General features: G+C 63.2%; 19 protein-coding genes. 6 read left to right on the top strand and 13 right to left on the bottom strand.

From position 1 onward, the window contains the following. Positions 1–226 precede the first annotated feature (226 nt). Positions 227–1,123 (bottom strand): peptidylprolyl isomerase, encoded by an 897-nt coding sequence (locus MHY87_RS11560; protein WP_239351889.1) that lies wholly within the window; start codon positions 1,121–1,123, stop codon positions 227–229. Positions 1,124–1,377: 254 nt separating this feature from the next. Between MHY87_RS11560 and secA the strand changes: the two genes are divergently transcribed. Beyond that, positions 1,378–4,173 carry a preprotein translocase subunit SecA gene (secA, locus tag MHY87_RS11555; RefSeq protein WP_239351887.1) on the top strand — a complete coding sequence of 932 codons (2,796 nt, stop codon included), beginning with the start codon at positions 1,378–1,380 and terminating at the stop codon, positions 4,171–4,173. A gap of 114 nt (positions 4,174–4,287) precedes the next feature. Here secA and MHY87_RS11550 read toward each other — a convergent pair whose 3' ends face one another. Next, on the bottom strand, positions 4,288–5,328 hold the full coding sequence (locus MHY87_RS11550; protein WP_239351885.1) for a sodium:calcium antiporter: 1,041 nt from the start codon (positions 5,326–5,328) through the stop codon (positions 4,288–4,290). Positions 5,329–5,579: 251 nt separating this feature from the next. On the opposite strand from MHY87_RS11550, the gene MHY87_RS11545 reads away from it, so the two are divergent. Next, positions 5,580–6,872, top strand: a complete 1,293-nt coding sequence (locus MHY87_RS11545) for an alpha/beta hydrolase (protein WP_370644897.1) — start codon at positions 5,580–5,582, stop codon at positions 6,870–6,872. 108 nt (positions 6,873–6,980) lie between these two features. Here the strand turns inward: MHY87_RS11545 and MHY87_RS11540 are convergent, their stop codons facing one another. From MHY87_RS11540 to MHY87_RS11530, 3 genes are all read right to left on the bottom strand, one after another. Beyond that, a complete protein-coding gene (locus tag MHY87_RS11540; protein ID WP_239351883.1) occupies positions 6,981–8,261 on the bottom strand; it encodes a murein L,D-transpeptidase family protein in 1,281 nt (426 codons plus the stop codon). Between the two features lie 262 nt (positions 8,262–8,523). Further along, on the bottom strand, positions 8,524–9,477 hold the full coding sequence (locus MHY87_RS11535) for an acetyl-CoA carboxylase carboxyltransferase subunit alpha (RefSeq protein WP_239351881.1): 954 nt from the start codon (positions 9,475–9,477) through the stop codon (positions 8,524–8,526). A 124-nt stretch (positions 9,478–9,601) separates the two neighbouring features. Beyond that, a complete protein-coding gene (locus MHY87_RS11530) occupies positions 9,602–10,345 on the bottom strand; it encodes a class I SAM-dependent methyltransferase (RefSeq protein ID WP_239351879.1) in 744 nt (247 codons plus the stop codon). Positions 10,346–10,462: 117 nt separating this feature from the next. Here MHY87_RS11530 and gloB point away from each other — a divergent pair, with 117 nt between their 5' ends. Further along, positions 10,463–11,230 carry a hydroxyacylglutathione hydrolase gene (gene gloB, locus MHY87_RS11525; protein WP_239351878.1) on the top strand — a complete coding sequence of 256 codons (768 nt, stop codon included), beginning with the start codon at positions 10,463–10,465 and terminating at the stop codon, positions 11,228–11,230. Positions 11,231–11,264: 34 nt separating this feature from the next. Beyond that, complete coding sequence (locus MHY87_RS11520; protein WP_239351877.1) at positions 11,265–12,023, top strand: N-acetyltransferase; 759 nt, start codon at positions 11,265–11,267, stop codon at positions 12,021–12,023. Between the two features lie 17 nt (positions 12,024–12,040). On the opposite strand, the gene MHY87_RS11515 is transcribed toward MHY87_RS11520, so the two are convergent. The 3 genes from MHY87_RS11515 to MHY87_RS11505 all read right to left on the bottom strand — a co-directional run bounded on the left by MHY87_RS11515 (position 12,041) and on the right by MHY87_RS11505 (position 15,156). Then, the gene (locus tag MHY87_RS11515; RefSeq protein ID WP_239351876.1) at positions 12,041–12,937 is read right to left on the bottom strand and encodes a DMT family transporter; all 897 of its coding nucleotides are present in this window, start codon (positions 12,935–12,937) and stop codon (positions 12,041–12,043) included. A gap of 61 nt (positions 12,938–12,998) precedes the next feature. After that, complete coding sequence (gene phbB, locus MHY87_RS11510; protein ID WP_239351875.1) at positions 12,999–13,724, bottom strand: acetoacetyl-CoA reductase; 726 nt, start codon at positions 13,722–13,724, stop codon at positions 12,999–13,001. Positions 13,725–13,977: 253 nt separating this feature from the next. After that, positions 13,978–15,156 carry an acetyl-CoA C-acetyltransferase gene (locus MHY87_RS11505; RefSeq protein ID WP_239351874.1) on the bottom strand — a complete coding sequence of 393 codons (1,179 nt, stop codon included), beginning with the start codon at positions 15,154–15,156 and terminating at the stop codon, positions 13,978–13,980. Between the two features lie 215 nt (positions 15,157–15,371). Between MHY87_RS11505 and phaR the strand changes: the two genes are divergently transcribed. After that, positions 15,372–15,950 (top strand): polyhydroxyalkanoate synthesis repressor PhaR, encoded by a 579-nt coding sequence (gene phaR, locus MHY87_RS11500; RefSeq protein ID WP_239351873.1) that lies wholly within the window; start codon positions 15,372–15,374, stop codon positions 15,948–15,950. A 4-nt stretch (positions 15,951–15,954) separates the two neighbouring features. Here phaR and MHY87_RS11495 read toward each other — a convergent pair whose 3' ends face one another. From MHY87_RS11495 to mtgA, 3 genes are all read right to left on the bottom strand, one after another. Next, a complete protein-coding gene (locus tag MHY87_RS11495; RefSeq protein WP_239351872.1) occupies positions 15,955–17,583 on the bottom strand; it encodes a bifunctional diguanylate cyclase/phosphodiesterase in 1,629 nt (542 codons plus the stop codon). Between the two features lie 204 nt (positions 17,584–17,787). After that, positions 17,788–17,973, bottom strand: a complete 186-nt coding sequence (gene rpmF, locus MHY87_RS11490) for a 50S ribosomal protein L32 (RefSeq protein WP_091131251.1) — start codon at positions 17,971–17,973, stop codon at positions 17,788–17,790. A gap of 122 nt (positions 17,974–18,095) precedes the next feature. Continuing rightward, the gene (gene mtgA, locus MHY87_RS11485; RefSeq protein WP_370644896.1) at positions 18,096–18,887 is read right to left on the bottom strand and encodes a monofunctional biosynthetic peptidoglycan transglycosylase; all 792 of its coding nucleotides are present in this window, start codon (positions 18,885–18,887) and stop codon (positions 18,096–18,098) included. Here mtgA and MHY87_RS11480 point away from each other — a divergent pair. Next, on the top strand, positions 18,886–19,812 hold the full coding sequence (locus tag MHY87_RS11480) for a polyprenyl synthetase family protein (RefSeq protein WP_239351871.1): 927 nt from the start codon (positions 18,886–18,888) through the stop codon (positions 19,810–19,812). The two genes, mtgA and MHY87_RS11480, sit on opposite strands and share 2 nt — an antisense overlap. Here the strand turns inward: MHY87_RS11480 and MHY87_RS11475 are convergent. Further along, entirely contained in the window at positions 19,809–20,720 is a 912-nt protein-coding gene (locus MHY87_RS11475; RefSeq protein WP_239351869.1) for a DMT family transporter, read from the bottom strand. The two genes, MHY87_RS11480 and MHY87_RS11475, sit on opposite strands and share 4 nt — an antisense overlap. Before the next feature lie 128 nt (positions 20,721–20,848). After that, entirely contained in the window at positions 20,849–22,795 is a 1,947-nt protein-coding gene (locus MHY87_RS11470) for a potassium transporter Kup (RefSeq protein WP_239351867.1), read from the bottom strand. Positions 22,796–22,798 lie beyond the last annotated feature (3 nt).

The raw sequence follows: 22,798 nt of genomic DNA, 5'->3' as shown, positions 1-22,798 counted from the left end.
GAGAGGAGGCCTCGCTATAAACACATCCTAATTTGAGTATTTGCAGCTTTGCAAAATGAATTCGAGGGACAGTCAGAAATACAGTGGCTAGTTACATATTATTGTCACATGAATTATGCATTCAATGGACAACCAAAGCGCGAATTATTACGTAAGGGCGCTCAACTTATACATAGCATAAGGGCGGCCCCACGGCCGCCCTTGCGAGTTTTGACCGCGGCGAATCTTACGGCTGTTTCTGTTCGACGAGGTTGCCCTTATCGTCGAGCTTCTCGATCTTCGCGTCCTTGCGCAGGCTCGTGATGAGGTCCTGCTGGGCCTTGCGGCCGAGATAGGCTTCGACCTGATCCTTGGTCTCCTCGAAGCTCGGCGCAGGCTTGGTGCGCTTTTCCTCGACCTTGATCACGTGCCAGCCGAACTGGCTCTTCACCGGATCGGAGATCTGGCCGGGTTCGAGCTTGAAGGCGGCTTCGGCAAAGGGCTCGACCATGCGGTCCTTGGTGAAGAAGCCGAGGTCGCCGCCGTCGGTCTTGGAGCCGGGGTCCTTGGAAAGCTCGCCGGCCACCTTGGCGAAGTCTTCGCCGCCCTTCACGCGGGTGGCGGCCTTCTTGGCGTCTTCCTCGTTCTCCACGAGGATGTGGCGGGCGCGCACTTCCTGCTCGGCGGGGATGCTCTTAACGGTCTCGTCGTAAAGCTTGCGGGCCGCCTCGGGCGTCACGGCTTTCTTGGCCGTCTGGTCGAGATAGGCGTCCAGCAGGGTCTTGTCCCGGTTATAGGCGAGCTTGCGGGCGAAGTCCGCGCCGCTGCCGACCTTGGCGGCTTCCGCAGCCTTGGCGCCGAGCTTCAGGTCGATCAGGTAGCCGGTCAGCATCTCGCGCTTCTGCTCGTCGGGCACGTTCGGCATCTGCAGGGCCGGGTCCTCGGCCGCGACAGCCAGGTCCCCTTCCGTGATCTCGACGCCGTTCACCCGGGCGACCACCTTGGCGGGGTCGACGGCGGGCACGGCCGCCGGAGAGGTGGCGGGGGCCGAGGCGGGAGGGGTCTGCGCAAGGGCGGCGCCTGCCATCAGGGGCAGGGCGGTTCCAAGGGCAAGAAGGCTTTTACGAACCGAAAGAGACGACATGGATGATCCTCTGGTGGGCTGAAAGAGCCCACGGACAGCACCGATGAGATGGCCTAACGTGTTTACGTTTGCAAGCGATGGCATATTTATGCCACAGCATCCCGCACGGCGTGGCCTTATTTAAGGCCGGCTGGAGGACATTAAGGCTGCGCCATTCAGGCACAGCCTTTAAGATGCGCTCCCGCATGATTAGGTCTATAAGGCGGCCTCAACGCCCCTTATCTCCTGAATTCTGGAATTTTCGAAGGCTCTCGATGTTCGGTTCTCTCGCGAAGAAAATCTTTGGCTCGGTCAATGAACGCCGACTGAAGTCCTACCGGCCCAAGGTCGCGGCCATCAACGCGATGGAGGCCGAGTTGGAGGCCCTGTCCGACGAGCAGCTGCGTGCCCGTACGGAAGAGTTCAAGGCCCAGCTCGCTTCCGGCAAGACCCTGGACGACATCCTGGTCCCCGCTTTCGCCACCGTCCGCGAAGCCGCCAAGCGCACCCTCGGTCAGCGCCATTTCGACGTGCAGCTCATCGGCGGCATGGTGCTTCACGAGGGCTCGATTGCCGAAATGCGCACCGGTGAAGGCAAGACCCTGGTCGCGACGCTGCCGGTTTACCTGAACGCGCTGTCCGGCAAGGGCGTCCATGTGGTCACGGTGAACGACTACCTCGCCAAGCGCGACTCCGAGTGGATGGGCCAGATCTACCGCTTCCTCGGCATGAGCGTCGGCGTGATCGTGCATGGCCTCGACGATGCCGAGCGCGCCCAGGCCTATGCCGCCGACATCACCTACGGCACCAACAACGAATACGGCTTCGACTACCTGCGCGACAACATGAAGTACGAGATGGCGCAGATGGTCCAGCGCGGCCACAACTTCGCTATCGTGGACGAGGTGGACTCGATCCTCGTGGACGAGGCGCGCACGCCGCTCATCATCTCCGGCCCGCTCGACGACCGTTCCGAGCTTTACAACGCCATCGACAAGGTGCTCCCGCGCCTCGACAAGAGCGATTACGAGCTCGACGAGAAGCAGCGCTCCGTAGCGCTCACCGAGGACGGCACCGAGAAGATCGAGCAGCTCTTGCGCGAGGTAGGCCTGCTCACGGAAGGCGATCTCTACGATGCGCAGAACGCCACTCTCGTTCACCACATGAACCAGGCGCTGCGCGCGCACACCCTGTTCCAGCGCGACAAGGACTACATCGTCCGCAACGGCGAAGTGGTGATCATCGACGAGTTCACCGGCCGCATGATGCAGGGCCGCCGTTACTCGGAAGGCCTGCATCAGGCGTTGGAAGCCAAGGAGCGCGTGCAGGTTCAGCCCGAGAACCAGACGCTCGCCTCTATCACCTTCCAGAACTACTTCCGCTTGTACGACAAGCTCGGCGGCATGACCGGTACGGCGGCGACCGAAGCCGACGAATTCCTCGAGATCTACAATCTCGAGGTGGTCGAGATTCCGACGAACCGTCCCGTGTCGCGTATCGACGATGACGATGAGGTCTATCGCACGGTCGAAGAGCGCTACAAGGCGGTCATCCGCGACATCGAGGCGGCTTCCGCCAAGGGCCAGCCGATCCTTGTCGGCACCACCTCGATCGAGAAGTCGGAGCAACTCGCCGACCTTCTCGTCAAGGAAGGCTACAAGCTCATCGACTTCGAAGATCCGCAGGCTCTGGAGCCGCTCTACAAGGACGCGCGCGCCGGTCGCGGCACGAAGCACTTCGCGGTGCTGAACGCCCGCTTCCACGAGCAGGAAGCGTTCATCGTCGCTCAGGCCGGCGTGCCGGGCGCGATCACCATTGCCACCAACATGGCGGGCCGCGGCACCGACATTCAGCTCGGCGGTAACGCCAAGATGCGTATCGAGCGCGAGCTTGTGGGCGTCGAGGGCGAAGAGCGCGCTGCCAAAGAGAAGCAAATTCTCGATGAGGTCGCCGCGTTCAAGGAGCGCGCGCTTTCGGCCGGTGGTCTCTACGTGCTCGGCACCGAGCGTCACGAGTCCCGGCGCATCGACAACCAGTTGCGCGGCCGCTCGGGCCGTCAGGGCGATCCGGGCCGTTCCAAGTTCTATCTGTCGCTTCAGGACGACCTGATGCGCATCTTCGGCTCCGACCGCATGGACGGAATGCTGCAGAAGCTCGGGTTGAAGGAAGGCGAGGCCATCATCCATCCGTGGATCAACAAGGCCATCGAGCGTGCGCAGGCGAAGGTCGAGGCGCGCAACTTCGACATCCGCAAGAACATCCTGAAGTACGACAACGTCATGAACGACCAGCGCAAGGTCGTGTTCGAGCAGCGCAAGGAGTTCATGGCGGAAGAGAGCGTGCGCGAGACCATCGACGACATGCGCCACGGCGTGATCGAAGACGTCGTCGCCCGCGCCATCCCCGAGAATGCTTATGCGGAGCAGTGGGATGTGGCGGGCCTGAAGCAGAATGTCCTCAACTTCCTCAACCTTGATCTGCCGGTCGAGGAATGGGCGAAGGAAGAAGGCATCGCCGACGACGAGATTCGTGAGCGCATCACCAAGGCCGCAGACGAGGCTTACGCGCAGCGCGTGGAGGCGAACTCGTCGGAAGTGATGAACTATGTCGAGAAGCAGGTTCTGCTCCAGAGCCTCGATCATCTCTGGCGCGAGCACCTCGTCACCCTCGATCACCTGCGTCAGGTCATCGGCTGGCGCGGTCTCGCGCAGCGCGATCCGCTGAACGAATACAAGTCGGAAGCCTTCGAGCTGTTCAACACGCTTGTCGGCCACTTGCGCGAGCAGGTGACGGGACAGCTCATGCGCATCCAGGTCGTGTTCCAGCAGCCTGAAGCCGCATCGCTGCCGCCCATGTTCCCGCAGCATCTCGATCCCGCCACCGGCGAGAACGAGTTCGACCTGGCACAAGGGTCTGCTCAGGGCTTTGCCGCCGCTTCCGTCAATCCGGACACGGGTGCCCAGCGCGATCCGAACGACGCCTCCACCTGGGGCCGGGTCAGCCGCAACGAGCCCTGCCCCTGCGGATCGGGCAAGAAGTTCAAGCATTGCCACGGCCAGTTCGTGGCCTGAAGTGCACGCACTTCATATTGAATTGAAAAAGCCCGGCCATCGTGCCGGGCTTTTTCATGGCGAGTAGGAGATCGCATCTTCAGACGTTTATTAAACGATGTGATCGGCTTTCTCTCATTCCACCGCGTAGAGCACGACAAGGCCGCCTGCGAAGAGCACCATGACGGCAAGCGAGTCCCAGCCCATCTTCATCACGGTCGGGTTACGTCGCTCCAAAAGGCCGATCAGGAAGACACCGGTCAGTATCGCGCCGAGAAGCGCGGAGACGGTTTCGAAGCGGGAGAGCTCGTTGATCAGCGGGCCGCCGGTGAACACGGCGTCGCCCAACAGGATCAGCGACAGGTTGACGAAATTGGTGCCCAGCACTTGGCCGAACGCCATCTCGTAGCGCTTAAGCCGAAGCGCCGCGATGATCGAACTCAGCTCCGGCATGGAAGTCGAGAGCCCGATGAGGGCAAAGCCCACCATGCCCGTGCCGATGCCCGTCTGCTCAGCGAGAGCGTCGCCCGTTTGGGCCAGGGCGAAACCTGCAACGAAGATGATGGCACCGGTGACCGCGCTCGTGATCACGAGCGAGCGCATGGACCTTTTGTCGGAAGCTTCCTCACCTTCTTCCTCGAGTTCATCCTCGACATCCTTCACGGTCCAGGGCGCGCGCTCGTTGTAGCCGACGGAGAGCGCGAAGAAGCCGATGCTGAGGGCGCAGATCACGATGGACCAAATGCCGATACCCATGACGGAGACATCCGTCACGGTGATCGCCACGGCGACCGTGATGAGCACCAGAATGCAGAGGGTCGCCATCATCAGCGTGGAAGGTCGTGCAACGGCGGAGGTCACGGCGTCACGGCCGATGAAGGCATCGGCGACGGCAAGCAGAAGGACGTTGATGGCGGCGCTGCCGAGCAGGTTGTTGACGGCCAATGCGGGGTTGCCGGTGACGGAGGATGTAATCGTGTTGGCGATCTCGGGCAGCGATGTGATGCCGCCGAGAAGCAGCATGCCGACGAAGGCCTGACCCCAGCCCGTCTTGACGGTGATGGCATCCAGCGCGTGCGTCAGGCGCGTGCCCGCGATCCAGACCATCACGGCCGCAGCGAGAAAGATCCCGGCATTGATCCAGATCGGGTAGTCCTGCGCGTTGGAAAGGGGCAATGGATGTTGTCTCTTCTGGCGGGGTTTCTTCTGACGGGGGCTCTGCTGGCGTCTCGCGGGAGGATGACAGAGTGGCTAACTGCATCGTGCAGGCTGCGGTTCCGCTTGCGCGCGGAAAGGTGAATTGCCCCGCCTCAAGGTTTTGGGCGTGAAACGCGCCGGAGGAATGACCTTTTCATTGCGATCCCGCTGGCTCAAACTGTCAAGACAACGTCCTTGCCGGTCAAGCGCGGCCTTCCGGTAGGGATAGAATGTCCGCAAAAGACAAGGGGTTTTGCGTGCCATCAGCTCATGTCCGTTCAAGAGCCCGTAAGCTTTCCAGGGCGTCGCTCTCTGGCGCACTGTGCCTGTGTGCCGTCCTGCCTCTGGGTGCCTGCGCCGGGCTCAAGGGCGTCATGGCGCCCGTGAGCGAGTCCGTTCCCAATGCGAGCCGCGTGGACATGCTGGTTGCGACGACGCGCAAGCGGACGGACCCGGCAGAGCTGTTCTCCGGGGAGAGAAGTCCTGCCCTTGCCTTTGCGAATATCACCGTCTCGATCCCGCCTGAGGGAGTGCGGCAGATCGGTGAAGTGCAGTGGCCGCGACAGATACCTGGCAATCCGGCCACGGAATTCGTGACACTCAAGGCCGATGTCATCGACCGCGCCCAGGCGCTTTCCTGGTTCCGGCGAACCTTGCGCTCGTCTCGCAAGCGGCAGGTGATGGTTTTCATTCACGGATTCAACAACCGCTTCGAGGATGCGGTTTTCCGTTTCGCTCAGATCGTGCACGATTCTCATGCGCCCGTAGTGCCGATCCTGTTCACATGGCCCTCGCGCGGTAGCATTCTGGCCTATGGGTATGATCGCGAGAGCACGGCTTATTCCCGCAATGCGCTGGAAAGTCTGTTGAAGGCGATCTCGTCCGATCCTCAGGTCGGCGAAATCTCGATCCTGGCGCATTCCATGGGCAATTCTCTTGCTCTCGAAACTTTGCGACAGATGGCGATCCGCGATGGCCGGGTCACGCCGAAGGTCAAGAACGTCCTTCTCGCAGCGCCCGATGTGGATGTGGATCTCGCGCGCGAAGCGATCGTCGACATGGGGCCGCGTGCCAATCGCCCGGCTTTCACCTTGTTCGTGTCGCAGGACGACCGAGCTCTTGCCGTCTCCCGGCGCGTCTGGGGCAGCACAGCCCGCCTGGGAGCCATCAACCCCGATCAGGAACCCTATCGGACGCAGCTTGAACAGGCTCAGGTGACGGTGCTCGACCTCACCAAGCTGAAGGCCGGAGACCCTCTCAATCACGGCAAGTTCGCGGAGAGCCCGGAGGTCGTCCAGCTCATCGGGAAACGACTGGCCGAAGGCCAGACGGTCACGGATTCCCGGGTCGGATTGGGAGACCGCATCATCAGCGTGACGGCCGGTGCGGCGACCGCTATCGGAACCGCCGCCGGTCTGGCCGTATCCGCGCCCGTTGCCGTCGTCGATCCACAGACGCGGCAATCGTTCGGCGGACAGGTCGAGGAGTTCGGCCGATCCGTTTCCAATACGCTCGCGCCTTGAGGATGTCGGAAAGGGGACCGCCGAAACGGACGTTTCCGGTTCACTTCACTCTCAAACGAAAAGCCCGCCGATGAGGCGGGCTTTTGCGTGTCGATAAATGTGTTGAGGTCAGTTCCTGACCTGAGCCACCTTCAGGCCCGTCGGGGTCTCGGCGCGCTTCTGCGGCTTGACCGGGGGACGGATGGCAGGCGTGATCGCTGCGGGAGCGATGGTCGGCTCGGTCTGGGCCGTCTCTGCCGCAGGCTGCGAGGACGAACTGCTGAAGAGGTCCGTCACGTTGCTGAACATCTTCTTGTAGAAGGGCGTCTCGTCGGAAGCCGATGCGGCAGGCGTTGTCGCAACCGGCTTGGCCGAAGCGACAACCTTGGGCTCGGAAGCCTCGGCCGGCACTTCCTTCATGGAAGCGAAGGCGAGGGCTGCCGCCGGGGTCTCGACCTGCTCGCGGCCGCTGTCGTCGAGCGCGATCTGCTGCGGGCCGGAGGAGAGACCCTCGGTGCGGCTCACGTAACCGAGCTTGCTGTCCGTCACGCCGGAGGCATTGGCGAGGGCCGTGCGGAAGGACTCGTGCGTGTCGCCGTCATGATAGACGAGCTTGACCGGCTTCGTGCCCTTGGCGACGAGTTCGGCGACTTCCTGCTCGTCCTCGCGCTGCTTCTGCGTCACGGCGGCCACCACGGTGGAATCGCCGTTGAACTGATAGCGGCCGCCTGCGACAGCGACAGGCACCTCTTCCTTCGTCACCTCGAAGGTGTCGGAGCCTTCCTTCAGATTCTTCCAGAAGGCGATGTTCTTATCGAGCCGGTGTTTGGCCAGGTTCTGGGCCGTCATCCGGAACGGATAGGACTGGAACTGGAAGGCGCGCTGGCCGCTGGCGAACGCCTCGCGGGCGATGGAATAGATCTCGGCGACGTTCTGGTCCGTCATGGCGAAGCAGCCGCGCGAGGAGCACGAGCCGTGGACCATGATGTCGCCGCCGTTACGGCCCAGCGAACGGTCGAAGGCGTTCGGATAGCCGGTATCGAACGAGAGATAGAAATTCGAGTTCGGGTTCATCTGCGCCGGGGTGACCGTGTAGAAGCCTTCCGGCACCTGGCGGTCGCCTTCACGGGTCTTGGGGCCGAGCTGGCCCGACCAGCGGCAGATGGGATAGGTCTTGAGCAGGGCGTACTTGCCGTTGGAGCCGCGCTTCCAGACCTCCAGCTCCGATTCCTTCTTGTAGGCCCGGATCAGGATGGGATCGTTCTTGCTCATGCCCTTGGCGGACATGAGGGCCATGGCGGCCGGCGGAATCGGCTGCAGGTGGCGCGTGGAGCCTTGGGACAGGTTGCCGTCCTGGCAGGCAGCGAGCGCGAGCGTCAGGCTCGCGGCCATAGCAATACGCTTCAACATGGGGGACCCCGCAATTTTTGATCTGCCGGCATTATGCCTGACAGTTCCCCTTAACCCTTAAATCGTTAGCCTTAACTGGCCCTTACTGCAAGCGGGGCCGTAATGTTGTGGTGGTTAACAGAAGGTAAAACTGTCCTGTGACGGGGAATGGATTATCGGGCTCCTCCTCCCGAAAGAGCATCTCTTTAGAGGGTGTTGGGCCCGGAAAGCTTCAGGGCCGCTCTCGTCGAAGAGCAGCCCTGGCTTGGATTCTTGGTGCTTCTTAGAGCTTGCGGCCGATGTTCAGGAACTTCTCGGCCCGATGATCCCGAATTTCCGCGGGGCCCATGTTGCTCAGGTCGTGCAGGGCTTCCTCGATGGCATTTCCGGCGGCCTGGATGGCGGCCTTCGGATCCCGATGGGCGCCGCCCACGGGCTCGGTTACGATGCCGTCGATGATGCCGAGCCGCAGGAGATCCTGGGCCGTGATCTTCATGTTGGTGGCGGCGTCCTGTGCGCGGGCTGCGTCGCGCCAGAGGATCGAGGCTGCGCCTTCCGGCGAGATCACGCTGTAGATGGCGTGCTCCATCATCAGCACCTTATTGGCGGTGGCGATGGCAATCGCGCCGCCCGAGCCGCCTTCGCCGATGACGAGGGAGACATTCGGCACACCAAGGCCCAGCTGCGCCTCGGTGGAGCGGGCGATGGCCTCGGCCTGGCCGCGCTCTTCCGCCTCGATGCCGGGATAGGCGCCGGCGGTGTCCACGAAGGAGATGACCGGCAGGCCGAAGCGATCCGCCGTCTCCATCAGGCGCACGGCCTTACGGTAGCCTTCGGGGCGGGCCATGCCGAAATTGTGCCGGATGCGGGTTTCCGTGTTGTGGCCCTTCTCCTGGCCCAGCACGCAGACGGGCTGGCCCCGGAAGCGGCCGAAGCCGGCGAGAATGGCCTCGTCCTCGGAGAACTTGCGGTCGCCGGCAAGCGGCGTGAACTCGGTAATCAGGCCCTCGCAGTAATCGACGAAGTGAGGTCGCTGCGGATGGCGCGCGACCAGGGTCTTCTGCCAGGGGGTGAGCTTGGAATAGAGGTCCTTCAGGGCGTCCGCGGCCTTGGTTTCCAGGCGCGAGACATCGTCGGAGATGGACACGGCATTGCCGTTCTCACCCAAGGCCCGGAGCTCTTCGACCTTCGCCTCAAGCTCGGCGACGGGCTTTTCGAAATCGAGATAACTGCGCATCAGACTCTATTGAAAATGAAAGTCGGCGTGAGGAGATAGCCCCGCCGGAGTGGGGCGGACACTGGCGATTCAGTCGCCCCAAGTCAAGTTGAGGCCCGCTTTACTCCCCTAAATCCAGGCGAAATCAAGGAATATCACCGATTCTCGTCGCCGGTGCCGGTACGAAAACCGGCACCGTACGGCGCGAGCGGCGCACCGCCATGACGGTGCCGGGGCGGTAAAGCTGCTTGGTGGCCTCGACGATGTGAAGGCCCGCGAAGGGCAGGGAAAAGCCGGAGCCCAGGCGCTCCCAGGCGGCTGCGGTGCTCAGCACCAGGCGGCTGGTCAGCGGCGGAACGTAAAGGGTTTCCGCCCAGCCCTCGGGCGAGAACCAGGTCTGCCGCATAAGGCTTTTGAGCTGCGAGCGGCTATAGGGCTGGCCGTAGCCGAAGGGGGTGGTGTCCATGCGCGCCCAGAGGCCGCGCCGGTTGGGGGCCACCATGATGATGCGCCCGCCAGGCGTCAGGATGCGCCAGATCTCGTGCAAAAGCTCGCTCGGACTTTCCACGGTTTCCAGGGCATGGACCACGAGCACCCGGTCGATGGAGGCTTCCGGCAGGGGCATCGTGAGCGGATCGACGAGCGCCGAGGCGGAGGCTCCGGTGCTCGGCCAATTCACCACGCCCTGGCTTGCGGGCATGAAGGCGATGGTCCGCTCGGCTTTGCTCCTTGCGCCAGAGAGATAGGGGGGAGCGTAGCCGAGGCCCAGCACGCGCAGGCCCGTCAGCGGCCCCCAGAACCTGTCGATGGCCCGGCCCACATAGCGGCGCGTCACGGCCCCGAGGTGGCTCGCGTAGAAGCTGCGCAGGTCGGTGATGTCGATGCTCATGGCCTCGTCAATGGTGCATGCGATCCCGGCGGACAACGCATGGCGCTGCTGCGGGATCTGGTTTCGTCGCTCAAGTGTTCCATGATAGCTCAGAGCGCATCAAGACAGGGGTCAACGATGTCAGCACAGATTCACGCCTTTCTCTGCCTGCAGGATAATATCGGTGTTCTGATCCGCGATCCCAATACCGGCGCCTGCGCCGCCATCGACGCGCCCGAAGAGGGGCCGATTCTCGCAGCCCTCGCTGAGACGGGCTGGACCCTCACCGACATTCTCGTCACCCATCGCCACAGCGATCACGTGCAGGCCGTCGAAGCCTTGAAGAAGCGTACCGGCTGCCGCGTGGTGGCGCCCGCGAAGGCGCGCGAGGCGGTGCCCTCCGCCGATCTGTGGGTGCGTGAAGGCGATGGCGTGCTGATAGGAACGCTTGAAGCACGCGTGTTCGAGACGCCGGGTCATTGCGCGGATCATGTTTCGTATTGGTTCGAGCAGGACGACGTGCTCTTCGCAGGCGATACGCTGTTCACGCTCGGCTGCGGACGCATGTTCGAAGGCACATATGCCGATTTCTGGAAGACGCTGCGGCGCCTCGCGGCATTGCCCGACAACACGCAAGTGTATTGCGGGCACGATTACACGCTCTCCAATGCACGCTTTGCGCTCGCGGCCGATCCCGACAATGCCGCGCTGAAGGCGCGCGCTAAGCAAGCCGAGCAGGCGAAGGCTGAGGGCCGTTTCCTGGTGCCGTCGACTATCGGGCAGGAGAAGGCCACCAATCCTTTCCTGCGCGCGGGGGAGCCTGCGCTTGCGAAATCCGTTCATAAGGAAGGCGCGGCGGTGGTCGAGGTCTTCCAATCGTTGAGGGAATGGAAGAACACGTTCTAATCAGTAATGCGGCATCGCAGGAGCGGCACGTCCCATGAACGATCACAGCCTCATCATCGGGCTCGAAAGCAGGCTCATGAATGCCTGGCCGTCCTTCGACTATCAGGCTTACGACGGCTGGATCCTGCGTCTCGCCAACGGCTATTCCAAGCGCGCCAATTCCGCGACGCCCCTTCTGCCGCATGCCAATCTCGATGAAGAACTGATCGATTACATGGTTGCCCGCTTCGTGGAGGCGAATGTGCGCCCCACCTTCCGCCTGAACGGGTTGCAGGCAGGGGATGTAGACGAGCGCTTGAAGCTGCGCGGCTTCAAGGAGGTCGAGCCCACGCATGTGCTCGTGGCGCCGATCAAAATGGGTGATTGCGAGATCGATCCGGAAGTCGATCTCCAGCCGCAGGTGTCGAAGCGCTGGGTGCGCGAGGCGGCTTCTTCGTATGGTGGTGACAAAGCCGATGACGAGACGCTGATGAAGATCGTCTCCCGCATCCATCAGAAGGCGGCATTCGCCACGCTCAGTCTTGATGAGAAGCCGGTCGCCTGGGGCCTCGGCGTGGTGGAGCGCGGTTATGTCGGACTCTACGATATCGTCGTTGCGCCCGATCTGCGCGGCATCGGCCTCGGCCGCCGCGTCGTCTCAAGCCTCATGGCCTGGGGCTGCCAGCAGGGCGCGCACAGCGCCTATCTTCAGGTGCGCGAGGAAAACGAAGTGGCGCATTCGCTCTACAAGGCTCTCGGCTTCGAGATAGCCTATCGCTACACCCATCGCGTCATGCCCGGACGCTCCAGTTAAGAGCTGCTTTACCGCATTTACTTGCGGCGAACCGGATCCACTTCGCCGGAAAATGCTTTGGGCGTCAACGTCGCTACCAGCGCACCGGCGACGATGAGTCCGCAGGAGAGCGCGAGGATCAGCGTCGGCTCCGCATAACCTGCGAAAACGAGCAGCAGCGTCGAGAGAACGGGCGTCGCGTAGGATGCGACGCCGAGGAAACGGATGTCGCCACGCTTCATGCCGATATCCCACACATAGAACGCAGCACCGACAGGGCCGAGGCCAAGGGCGAGAACCGCGAGCCATTGCGTCGTGTTCTCCGGCCAAACGGTGGTTTCGAATGCGAAATGGCAGACCCAGCTCAAGGCCGATGTGGCAAGGCAGAACCCCGCCACCGCATCGGTCGGCACCTGCCCGAAGCGCCGCGAGAGCACGGAATAGCCGCCCCACACGAACGCGGCGACGAAGGCGCAAAGGTAGCCGGGCAGATATTCCGAGCGCGCATCGAATCCGCCGCGTCCCGCGATCAGCAGGACCACACCCGCAAAGCCGAGAAGCGCGCCGACGAGATGCGCACGCCGCAGATGCTCGCCGGGCAGAAGCGAGGAGAACAGCACGATCAGAAGCGGCCAGAGATAATTGATGAGGCCCGATTCCGCAGGTGGGGCCCAGCGCAAAGCCGCGAAATAGAGCGCGTGATAGCCGAACAGGCCGCCCAAGCCCAACGCCCAGACGATCGGCTTCTGCTTCAGAGCCTTGATCCCTTCCGGTCGCGCGACCCAGCTCATCACGCCCACGAGCCCGCCGATGAGAAAGCACATGGCGTTGAGCTGAAACGGAGGGATCGTGCCCGTGGCCGCCGTGAACAGGGCGAGCATGGACCAGAGCAGGATGGCGGAGAGGCCGATGGTGGTGGCGGTGCGAGTCGTCATGATGACCGCCACCTAGCACGTCATCCCGCTTGAGGCGAAGCAAAGATCCGGGATGACGCTTTTAAGCCATGTACTGACCGCCATTGAGGCTCAAGGTCGAGCCGGTGACGAAACCAGCCTCGTCGCCGGCGAGGAACAGCACCCCACGCGCGATCTCCTCCGCCTCGCCGAGCCGGCCCACGGGGATGAGCGGCAGGATCTTGGATTTCAGCACCTCTTCCGGCACGGCCTTCACCATCTCTGTGGCGATGTAGCCGGGCGCGATCACGTTGACGGTGACGCCCTTGTTCGCGTTCTCGAGCGCGAGCGCCTTGGCGAAGCCGACTACGCCCGCTTTCGCGGCTGAGTAGTTCGCCTGCCCCATCTGGCCCTTCTGGCCATTGATGGAGGAGATGATGATGATGCGCCCGAAGCCGCGTTCGCGCATGCCCTCGATCACGGGGCGCGTGCAGCTGAACATGGAATCGAGATTGGTGCGGATGACGGCGGACCACTGATCGAAGGTCATCTTGTGGAACATGCCGTCGCGGGTGATGCCCGCATTGTTCACCAGAATGTCGACAGGTCCGAGTTCGGCCTCCACCGCACGAATGCCGGCCTCGCAAGCGCCCGGATCGGACACGTCGAACTTGAAGACGGGAATGCCCGTCTCGGACTTGAACTGGTTCGCCGCTTCGTCATTGCCCGCGTAATTCGCAGCAACCTTATAGCCTGCCTGCTTCAATGCCGAGGAGATTGCGGCACCGATGCCGCGAGTGCCTCCGGTGACCAATGCGACGCGCGCCATGCTGTTTCCTTCCCTCAAGCGTTTCCTAAGCGGATCTCTGGTGGATCCATTCGTGAGGCGGAGCGCCGTTATGCCCGGCAGCTTCCTGTCCCAGCTTATTACATGTGGCAGAGGCGGGAAGGGTGTAGGCCCGTTATTTTCTTTAAGCCTTTCGATCTAACGAAAACGGCTTGCGCTCCCTCGAAAGCGCAAGCCGTCTGTCTTTCAATCTCGGTGCAACGTTGCGCTTTAAACGCTTAACGCTCCAGGCTTCTCAACGCTCCAAGCACATGGCGACGCCCATGCCGCCGCCGATGCAGAGGGTGGCGAGGCCCTTCTTCGCGTTGCGGCGGCCCATTTCATGCAGCAGGGTCACGAGAACGCGAGCGCCCGATGCACCGATCGGGTGGCCGATGGCGATGGCGCCGCCGTTCACGTTCACGATGGACGGATCCCAGCCCATGTCCTTGTTCACCGCGAGCGCCTGGGCCGCGAAGGCCTCGTTGGCTTCCACGAGATCGAGGTCGGAGACCTTCCAGCCGGCCTTTTCCAGCGCCTTGCGGGAGGCCGGGATCGGGCCCGTGCCCATGATGGCGGGGTCGACGCCGGCGGTCGCCCAGGAGGCGATGCGCGCAAGCGGCGTGAGACCGCGCTTCTTGGCTTCCGACTCGGTCATGAGCACCACTGCTGCCGCGCCGTCATTGATGCCGGAGGCATTGCCTGCGGTCACCGTGCCTTCCTTCGAGAAGGCGGGCTTCAGCTTGCCGAGCGAGTCGATTGTCGTGCCAGCGCGGATGTACTCGTCCTGGTCCACCACGATGTCGCCCTTGCGGGTCGAGATGGTGACGGGCGTGATCTCGTCCTTGAAGCGGCCTTCCTTCTGCGCGGCCTCGGCCTTGTTCTGGGAGGCGGTGGCGAACTGGTCCTGCTCCTCGCGGGTGAGCTGCCAGCGCTGTGCCACGTTCTCGGCGGTGTTGCCCATATGGTAGCCGTTGAAGGCGTCCATGAGGCCGTCCTTCAGCATGGTGTCGGCGAGCTTGAAATCGCCCATCTTGGTGCCGCCGCGCATGTGGGCCGCGTGCGGCGCGAGCGACATGGATTCCTGGCCGCCCGCCACGATGATGCTGGCATCGCCGTTGGCGATCTGCTGCATGCCGATGGCGACGGTGCGAAGGCCCGAGCCGCAGAGCTGGTTGAGACCCCAGGCGGTCTTTTCCTGCGGAATGCCTGCGGCCATGGCGGCCTGACGGGCCGGGTTCTGGCCTTGAGCGGCGGTGAGGATCTGACCGAGGATCACCTCGTCCACCTCTTCGCCGCTCACCTTGGCGCGCTCGAGCGCAGCCTTGATGGCGATGGCGCCCAGCTCATGGGCTGGGGTATTGGCGAAGGCTCCGTTGAAGGAGCCGACCGGCGTGCGTGCGGCGCCGACGATGACGATGCTGTCCTGGGCCATTCCTGCCTCCTGTATCTCGCTGTTCAAAAGATAGTGCTGGTGCGATCAAAGCCCCAGTCCGTGCGATGTCAAGGACAGGATAGAGCAAGTCAGGCATGCATCCCTTAGACTTTTGGCGCTTTGCTCGTGGGGCATAAGGCTTATAATCATGGGAGGCCGCAGACATCCCGCCGGGATCCGAAGGTCATTGGTTTTTCAGGAGCGTATCGGGCGAAATGGCGACGGAAAAACAGCCGACGATCATCAAGAAATATGCCAACCGCCGCCTCTATCACACCGGCACTTCGACCTATGTGACGCTGGAAGACCTGGCCGGCATGGTCCGCCAGGGCGACGATTTCGTGGTCTATGACGCGAAGTCGGGCGAGGACATCACCCGCAGCGTTCTGACCCAGATCATCTTCGAGCAGGAGAACAAGGAAGGGCAGAACCTTCTGCCCGTCACCGTGCTGCGTCAGCTCATCCGCTTCTACGGCGACAGCATGCAGGCTCTTGTTCCGAGCTATCTCGAGTTCTCCATGAACAACCTGTCCCAGGAGCAGCAGAAGCTCCGGGACCAGATGACCACTGCGTTTGGTTCCGGTGCCTTTCAGGCCATGGAGGAGCAGGTGCGCAAGAACATGAGCTTCTTCACGGAAGCCATGCGCATGTTCTCGCCGTTCCCGCAGGGCGGTGCGCCTGGCGCTTCTGCGCCGAAGGCACCGTCTCAGACGGAAGAGGCGGGCGATCTGGACGCCCTCAAGCGTCAGATGGCCGACATGCAGGCGAAGCTCGACAAGCTGGCGAACAAGTAGGTTTTTAGGCCCTGGCCTTCTTCAGCACCTGCTTGAGGCTTGCAGGCTCCTGAACCGCTGCCGGTTCTCCGAACAGGGACCCTTCCAGGTAATCCACGCCCCAATCGGCCAGCATCCGCGCGGTCGCCTCGTCGTGCACCCACTCGGCGGCCGTCGCGATGCCGAGATTCTGCGCCCGATCCACGAGAGCGCGCACGAAAAGGCGATCCTCCGTCGAGCGGTTAAGCGGCTGGATGAACACGCCGTCGATCTTCAGCATGTCGAAGGGCAGGTGGCGTAAGCTAGCCGAAGGGACATGCCCGAGGCCGAAGCCGGACAGGGACAGGCCGATGCCGATGGCCTTCATGGCGTGGAGCCGTCCGACGAGGGACGGATCCTTGGCCAGGGCGATTTCCGGCACCTCGATCACGAGGCGCGATTCGATGCCGGGCCGTGCACCCAGATGAGCGGCGAGCATCGGCAGCCATTCCGCATCCTTCAGGGTCGCGGGTGCGACCGGAAGAGCGAGGCGCTCATGAGGATGGCCGACAAGATAATCGGCCGCCAGTTCCAGCATCCGCCCATCCACGAGCAGGCTCAGATTGGCATCGTCCAGAGCGGGCACGGAGCCCAGGGGTATCATGCGCCCATCCGGGCCGGGCAGGGCGGCGATGGCCTGCATCAGCACAGGGCTGCGGCCCAAAGCGTCCACTACGGGCCGGCAGGCCAGGGTCAGGCTCCGATCGTTGAGCGCGGACACCACGTCGAAGGGAGCTTTCTCGGCCCTCGACGACCGGGAGGCCGGCCGAGCATCGTAGAGCTTGAAGGCTTCATTGCCCGCGAGGGCAGCCTCAAGGGCCAGCTCGGCAAAGCGCAGCAGCTTGGTGGCCTTGAAGGTATGATCCGGAGCGCAGGCGGCACTGAGCGTCAGGTGGCCTGAGCAATCCTTCAGGAGGCCCGCCGCCCGCGTCATGGCGCTGGAAGCATCCGAGGCGGGGCAGCCGGTCAGCGTCAGGGTGAAGCGGCTCGGGCTCAAGGCGCCGAAATGGTCGTGCCGCCGCATCATGGGCCTGAGCTTGCGGGCGATGATGTCGAGGGCATCCGCATCGTCCCCATCAAGCGACCCGACGATCAGGGTGCAGGTCTGGGAGACGCGAAGAGCCTCGTTGATCCCGTTCTGGATCTGGTGCAGCAGGCCGGAACGGGCCTGAATCCGGGTGGGCAGAGCCTGGATGGCCAGTCGCACGTCGGCCTTCAGGAGCCCGCGCACGAAGGCGGGGCGGCCTTGGGCATCCGCCTGCCAGCGTCCGGCATCTTCCACCATGAGCACCTGATCGGGCCCGAGGCGCAGGGCATAGCGGGTCTCGAAGCTGCCATGGGAAGAGGTCTCAACGGCAATCGCCTCCTCGCGGTCGGCGCCGCTTCCCGGCTCTACGAGCTGAGCGAAGGCCTTGCCCGTGCGCGGCAGGTCCCGGGCGTTCAGACCGAGAAGGGCCGCCGCATTGGGGCTCCAGGTCAGGGCATCCGACAAAATGTCCCAGGAATAGGCGGCACCGGAATGGGAGGCGGGGAAGGCCAGCGCACTGTGGCGCTTGCGCGGCGTCCGGGATGTTCCTTGGAAAATCCCCGCCCGGCCCGGCCGCTTCGTCGCCATCACACCCACCTTTGAGAACGCAATACACAGCGGGCGGAAGAACGCTCCGGCCCGTTAAAAATCGAGGCTCAAGGATCGGGCTTCAGGCTTAACGAAGGGTAAAATCGAAAAGAAAATCAGTGGCTTTGGGGATTAACGGGGATTACGGGCATAAAAAAACCGGCGCAATGCGCCGGTTTTTTTAAACTTGCATGCCGCGTAGGATTACGCGTCAGCCTTCACCTTCAGAACCTGACGGCCACGGTACATGCCGGACTTCAGGTCGATGTGGTGAGGACGGCGAAGCTCGCCGGAATCCTTGTCCTCGATGTAGGTCGGGGCCTTCAAGGCATCGGCGGAGCGACGCATGCCACGCCGCGAGGGCGACGTTTTTCTCTTAGGAACGGCCATTTCTCGTCTCCGGTCAAAACAGCGGAGCGCCCGCTCAACCGGGGAACGCTCACATCTCAAACTTGATGAGGTTGCGCCTCATACAAGGTCTTTCAGGAAATATCTAGCCCTTTCCTGCGGATTTAAGGCCGCAAGCACTCACTATAGGGCGCGGCGCTCGACATCCGGGCCTGGAGCTGCCCTGCCAGGGCGTTCAGCCTCGCGGTGGGCCGCCCCGGGTTGCGCCTGAGCGGATTGGGCAAGGCCCGGGCGAGCAGGGCGGCCTCCCGGCGGGTCAGGTCCTTGGCGGATTTGCGGAAATATTTCTGGGCTGCGGCCTCGGCCCCGAAGACCCCTTCACCCCATTCGGCGATGTTGAGGTAGACCTCCATCATCTGCCGTTTGGACCAGATCAGATCGAGATAGAGAGCTACCGGGATCTCCAGACCCTTGCGGATATAGGAGCGGCTCGGGGTCAGAAACAGGTTCTTGGCCACCTGCATGGGAATGGTCGAGGCCCCGCGCGAGGGGCCGTCCTCGTCGGCATCCTCGATCACTTCCTGGAGAGCCAGCCAATCCACCCCGCCATGCTCGCAGAAGCGGCTGTCCTCGGAGGTCATAACCGCAAGCGGCAGATGGGGCGAGATCCCGTCGAGGGGCACATAGGTCCGCTCCACGCTCTGCAGGGTCAGCCAGCGCCCGAGCATGAGGGTGGAGACGGGCGGCACGACCCAGTACAAAAGACCTAGCCAAAGGACCGCTCCGACCCATAAGAGGATGAGGCCGAGGCCGAACTGGACAATGCGGCGGAGGAAACGGGCAGGCGTCATCGGCTCCCGCGACCGTTCCCGGCGCAGCGTCCATCTCCGGCCCGTTCGTCCGCCGCTGTTCTCCTCGGAGGGAGCGGCTGCTCCTTCCGAATTCGGGCTCACCATGTCGTCATCCACCAGCACTTTCAGCGCGCGGCTCAATGAGGCCGCAAGGCTTGTCGAAGCCAATCTCGAAGCTTTGCTAGCAGACAATGCCCGCCACGGCGAGATTGCCCGGCCCGTCCGGTTGATGGAGGCCATGCGACATGCCGTGCTCGCAGGCGGCAAGCGCCTGCGCCCATTCCTCACCATCGAGGCGGCGCGCCTCTTTGGCGCGGAGGGGCAGGGTGCCTTGCGGGCGGGTTCGGCCATCGAGCTTCTGCACTGCTACTCCCTGGTGCATGACGATCTGCCCTCCATGGACGACGACGACATGCGCCGGGGCCGCCCGACCGTGCACAAGGCCTATGACGAGGCGACCGCCATCCTCGTGGGCGATGCGCTCCAGACGCTGGCCTTCGAGGTGCTCGCCGATCCACAGACCGATGCGGATGCGGCCGTGCGCTCCGATCTGGTGCTGGGCCTTGCCCGCGCCTCGGGACTCGGCGGCATGGTGGGCGGGCAGTTGCTCGATCTTTCCGCCGAAGGCCGCTACGGCGCGGTCACGATGGGCGAAGCGGAGGTGCGCCAGCTTCAGATGATGAAGACGGGCGCAATCCTCACCTTCTCGGTGGAAGCGGGCGCGATCCTCGGAAGGGCCGATGCGAATGCGCGTCGCAGCCTCATCGAATACGGACGCGCGCTCGGTGCCGCATTCCAGGTCGCCGACGACATTCTCGACCGTGAAGCATCCGCCGAGGCGCTCGGCAAGCGCACCGGCAAGGATCAGGAAAAGGGCAAGGCGACGCTGGTCGATCTGCTCGGGCTCGAAGGTGCGAAGCGCGAATGCGGCCTCCTCGTCGAGAAGGCGGATGCTGCGCTTGATCAGTTCGGCGACAGGGCACAGACTTTGCGAGAGGCCGTGCGGTTCGTTGTCGAGCGCGAGGTTTAGGCGCTCGCCGCTTTACGCTTGAACCAGCGCGGCAGCTTCATCTCGCTGACAATCACGCCGGCGACGATCAGGCCTGCGCCGATCAATGCTGCCGCGGGCAGGATCTCGCCGTAGAGGCGTCCGACGATTCCCGCCCAGACCGGCTCGCCCGCATAGATCACCGTGGCGCGCGTGGGCGAGACGGTTTTCTGCGCCCAGTTCATCGCGAGCTGAATGCCCGCGCTCGCGAGGCCGAGACCAACCGCGCTGAAGATGAGTAGCCATGACGGCTCGGGCAGAGACTCGCCGAGCGGCGCCATGAAACCAAACGCGAGAACGGATGTCGTGGCGAGCTGCACCACGGTGACGCGGCGCGCGTCGACCTTGCCTGCGAAGCCGCCGATGAGAATGATCTCGGCGGAGATGGCGATGGCGCAGAGCAGCGTGAGCAATTCTCCAATGCCGAGGCCTATGGAGGTTCCCTCAGGGCCTGCGAGCAGCGCGAGGCCGATGAAGGCGAAGACGATTCCCGTCCAGGCCATCACGCTCGGCGGTCGCTTCAGCACGAACCATTGCAGCAGCGGTACGATGGGCACATAGAGCGCCGTGATGAAGGCCGATTTGCTGCTGGGGATATATTGCAGGCCGTAAGTCTGGAGCGTGTAGCCGAAGAAGATCGCGATGCCGATCAGCACGCCCGCCTTGATCTCGAGCCATGTCAATCCGCGCAGCACGGGCACTGCTATGAGCGCCATCATCAGGGCCGCTGTGCCGAAGCGCAATCCTACGAAGAACAGCGGTCCGCTGACGCTCAAGGCAAGCTGGACGATGAGAAAGGTCGCGCCCCAGATCATGGTGACGAACACCAGCACGGCCTCGCTGCGGCTGAGGGCGAAGGGAGAGGCGGCTTTGGACGGGGCGGTGCTCACGGAACTGATCCTTGACGGAATGCGCGTCGGTTAGGCGCAATCCTGCTTTCGGTCAAGGAGATGCGGATTCCGGAAGCGACTTGATGCGATTGCAGGCAGCCGAACCGTGCGGCTGCCTGACGGGTTTTTTAGACTGTAACCTGCGTACCGACTTCCACCACGCGTCCGGTGGGGATCTGGAAGAAGTCAGTGGCATCGCTCGCCGACTTGGCGAGGCCGATGAACAGCTTGTCCTGCCAGAGCGGCATGCCCGATTGGCTTGCGGGGCGGATCGAGCGGCGCGAGAGGAAGAACGACGTCGCCATGATGTCGAACTTGAAGCCCTGCTTGCGCAGGATCGCGAGGCCGCGCGGAATGTTGGGCGTTTCCATGTAGCCGTAGCTCAGGCGGATGCGCCAGAACGAGTCGCCCACATGCTCGATGGCGACACGGTCCTCGTCGTCGACGCGCGGAATGTCCTCGCTGCGCACGGTGAGGATCACGTTCTTCTCGTGCAGCACCTTGTTGTGTTTCAGGTTGTGCAGCAGTGCTGCGGGCGCGGTGTCGGGGTCGCTCGTGAGAAACACGGCAGTGCCCTTCACGCGATGCGGCGGGCTCTTCTCGAGCATGCTCACCAGTTCGAGCAGCGGCACGTCGATCTTGCGGGTCTTCTCGAAGAGGATGCGTGTTCCCTTCACCCAGGTCCACATGACCACGAAGAAGGTGCCGGCAATGAGCAGCGGCACATAACCGCCGTCCAAAAGCTTCACGAGGTTCGAGGACAGGAAGGTGAGGTCGATGAGCAACAGCGGGATCATCACGAGCCCGGTCTTCACCGGACCCCAGCCCCAGCTGCGGCTGATCACGACGCAGGCGAGCAGCGTCGTGACGACCATCGTGCCGAACACGGCGATGCCATAAGCACTGGCAAGATTGCTCGACGATCCGAACAGAACCACCAGCGCCACGACGGCAGCGAGAAGCAGCCAGTTCACGCGCGGCAGATAGATCTGACCTTGATGGGTTTCCGACGTGAAGCGGACCTCCAGGCGCGGAAGAAGGCCGAGCTGAATCGCCTGCCGGGTCAGGGAGAACGCGCCCGTGATCACCGCCTGGCTCGCCACGATGGTAGCAAGCGTCGCGAGAATCACGAGCGGAAGCAGCAGCCACGGCGGTGCCAGCAGGAAGAACGGATTGGCGATGGATTCGGGATTCGACAGAACGAGAGCGCCCTGGCCGAGATAGTTCAGCGCCAGCGCGGGAAAGACCACGGTGCCCCAAGCCATGCGGATCGGCCTGCGGCCGAAATGGCCGAGATCGGCGTAAAGCGCTTCGGCCCCCGTTACGGCAAGACACACGCTGCCAAGGATCGCAAAGGCCGTTCCGGGATGAGTGACGAGGAAACGCACGCCGTAATAGGGATTGAAGGCGCGCAGCACTTCCCAATCGTCGGCGATGTGGAGAACGCCTAAACCCGCCATGGTGATGAACCATAGGAGTGTGAGCGGGCCGAACAGGGCCGCGACCTTGCCGGTGCCGTGCGCCTGCACGGCGAAGAGGGCGATGAGAATCGCGAGCGCTCCCGGCAGGATGTAAGCCTCGAAAGAGGGGGCGACGAGCTTCAGGCCTTCCAGGGCCGAGAGCACGGAAATCGCGGGTGTGATCGCGGCGTCGCCGTAGAAAAGGGCTGCTCCCGCCATGCCCATCATCAGAACCGGCAGGCTCCGACGACCCAGCGCGAGCTGAGTCAGGGCGACCAGGGTCAGCGAGCCGCCTTCGCCCTTGTTGTCGGCGCGCAGCAGCAGGACCACGTATTTCACGCTGACCGTCAGGATCAAGGCCCAGAGCAACAGCGACAGGATGCTGATCACCAACTCACGGGTCAGCTCGACGGGGACACCGTGATGACCGCCGGTTGCAGCCGCAACCGTCTCACGCATGGCATAGAGCGGGCTGGTGCCGATGTCGCCATAGACGACGCCGATGGCGCCAAGGGTCAGGGTCCAGAAGCTCGCCTTGTGGTGGCTTCCGGGAATAGTTGCTTCCGGAGCCGCGGAATCCGCGTGCCCGGTAGCGACGGCGTTCTGTTCTGCCATGGG

It is taken from the genome of Microvirga sp. ACRRW (assembly GCF_022346925.1).
Classification (GTDB): domain Bacteria; phylum Pseudomonadota; class Alphaproteobacteria; order Rhizobiales; family Beijerinckiaceae; genus Microvirga.
The sequence above is the reverse complement of the archived record's forward strand: the minus strand, read 5'-3'. Positions and strand labels throughout refer to the sequence as shown.

Coding starts and splice junctions, on each gene's coding strand:
- secA (WP_239351887.1), top strand. CDS start 1,378: ATGTTCGGTTCTCTCGCGAAGAAAATCTTTGGCTCGGTCAATGAACGC.
- MHY87_RS11545 (WP_370644897.1), top strand. CDS start 5,580: ATGTCCGCAAAAGACAAGGGGTTTTGCGTGCCATCAGCTCATGTCCGT.
- MHY87_RS11535 (WP_239351881.1), bottom strand. CDS start 9,477: ATGCGCAGTTATCTCGATTTCGAAAAGCCCGTCGCCGAGCTTGAGGCG.
- gloB (WP_239351878.1), top strand. CDS start 10,463: ATGTCAGCACAGATTCACGCCTTTCTCTGCCTGCAGGATAATATCGGT.
- MHY87_RS11560 (WP_239351889.1), bottom strand. CDS start 1,123: ATGTCGTCTCTTTCGGTTCGTAAAAGCCTTCTTGCCCTTGGAACCGCC.
- phaR (WP_239351873.1), top strand. CDS start 15,372: ATGGCGACGGAAAAACAGCCGACGATCATCAAGAAATATGCCAACCGC.
- MHY87_RS11520 (WP_239351877.1), top strand. CDS start 11,265: ATGAACGATCACAGCCTCATCATCGGGCTCGAAAGCAGGCTCATGAAT.
- rpmF (WP_091131251.1), bottom strand. CDS start 17,973: ATGGCCGTTCCTAAGAGAAAAACGTCGCCCTCGCGGCGTGGCATGCGT.
- MHY87_RS11540 (WP_239351883.1), bottom strand. CDS start 8,261: ATGTTGAAGCGTATTGCTATGGCCGCGAGCCTGACGCTCGCGCTCGCT.
- MHY87_RS11470 (WP_239351867.1), bottom strand. CDS start 22,795: ATGGCAGAACAGAACGCCGTCGCTACCGGGCACGCGGATTCCGCGGCT.
- MHY87_RS11495 (WP_239351872.1), bottom strand. CDS start 17,583: ATGGCGACGAAGCGGCCGGGCCGGGCGGGGATTTTCCAAGGAACATCC.
- mtgA (WP_370644896.1), bottom strand. CDS start 18,887: ATGGTGAGCCCGAATTCGGAAGGAGCAGCCGCTCCCTCCGAGGAGAAC.
- phbB (WP_239351875.1), bottom strand. CDS start 13,724: ATGGCGCGCGTCGCATTGGTCACCGGAGGCACTCGCGGCATCGGTGCC.
- MHY87_RS11505 (WP_239351874.1), bottom strand. CDS start 15,156: ATGGCCCAGGACAGCATCGTCATCGTCGGCGCCGCACGCACGCCGGTC.
- MHY87_RS11480 (WP_239351871.1), top strand. CDS start 18,886: ATGTCGTCATCCACCAGCACTTTCAGCGCGCGGCTCAATGAGGCCGCA.
- MHY87_RS11530 (WP_239351879.1), bottom strand. CDS start 10,345: ATGAGCATCGACATCACCGACCTGCGCAGCTTCTACGCGAGCCACCTC.
- MHY87_RS11515 (WP_239351876.1), bottom strand. CDS start 12,937: ATGACGACTCGCACCGCCACCACCATCGGCCTCTCCGCCATCCTGCTC.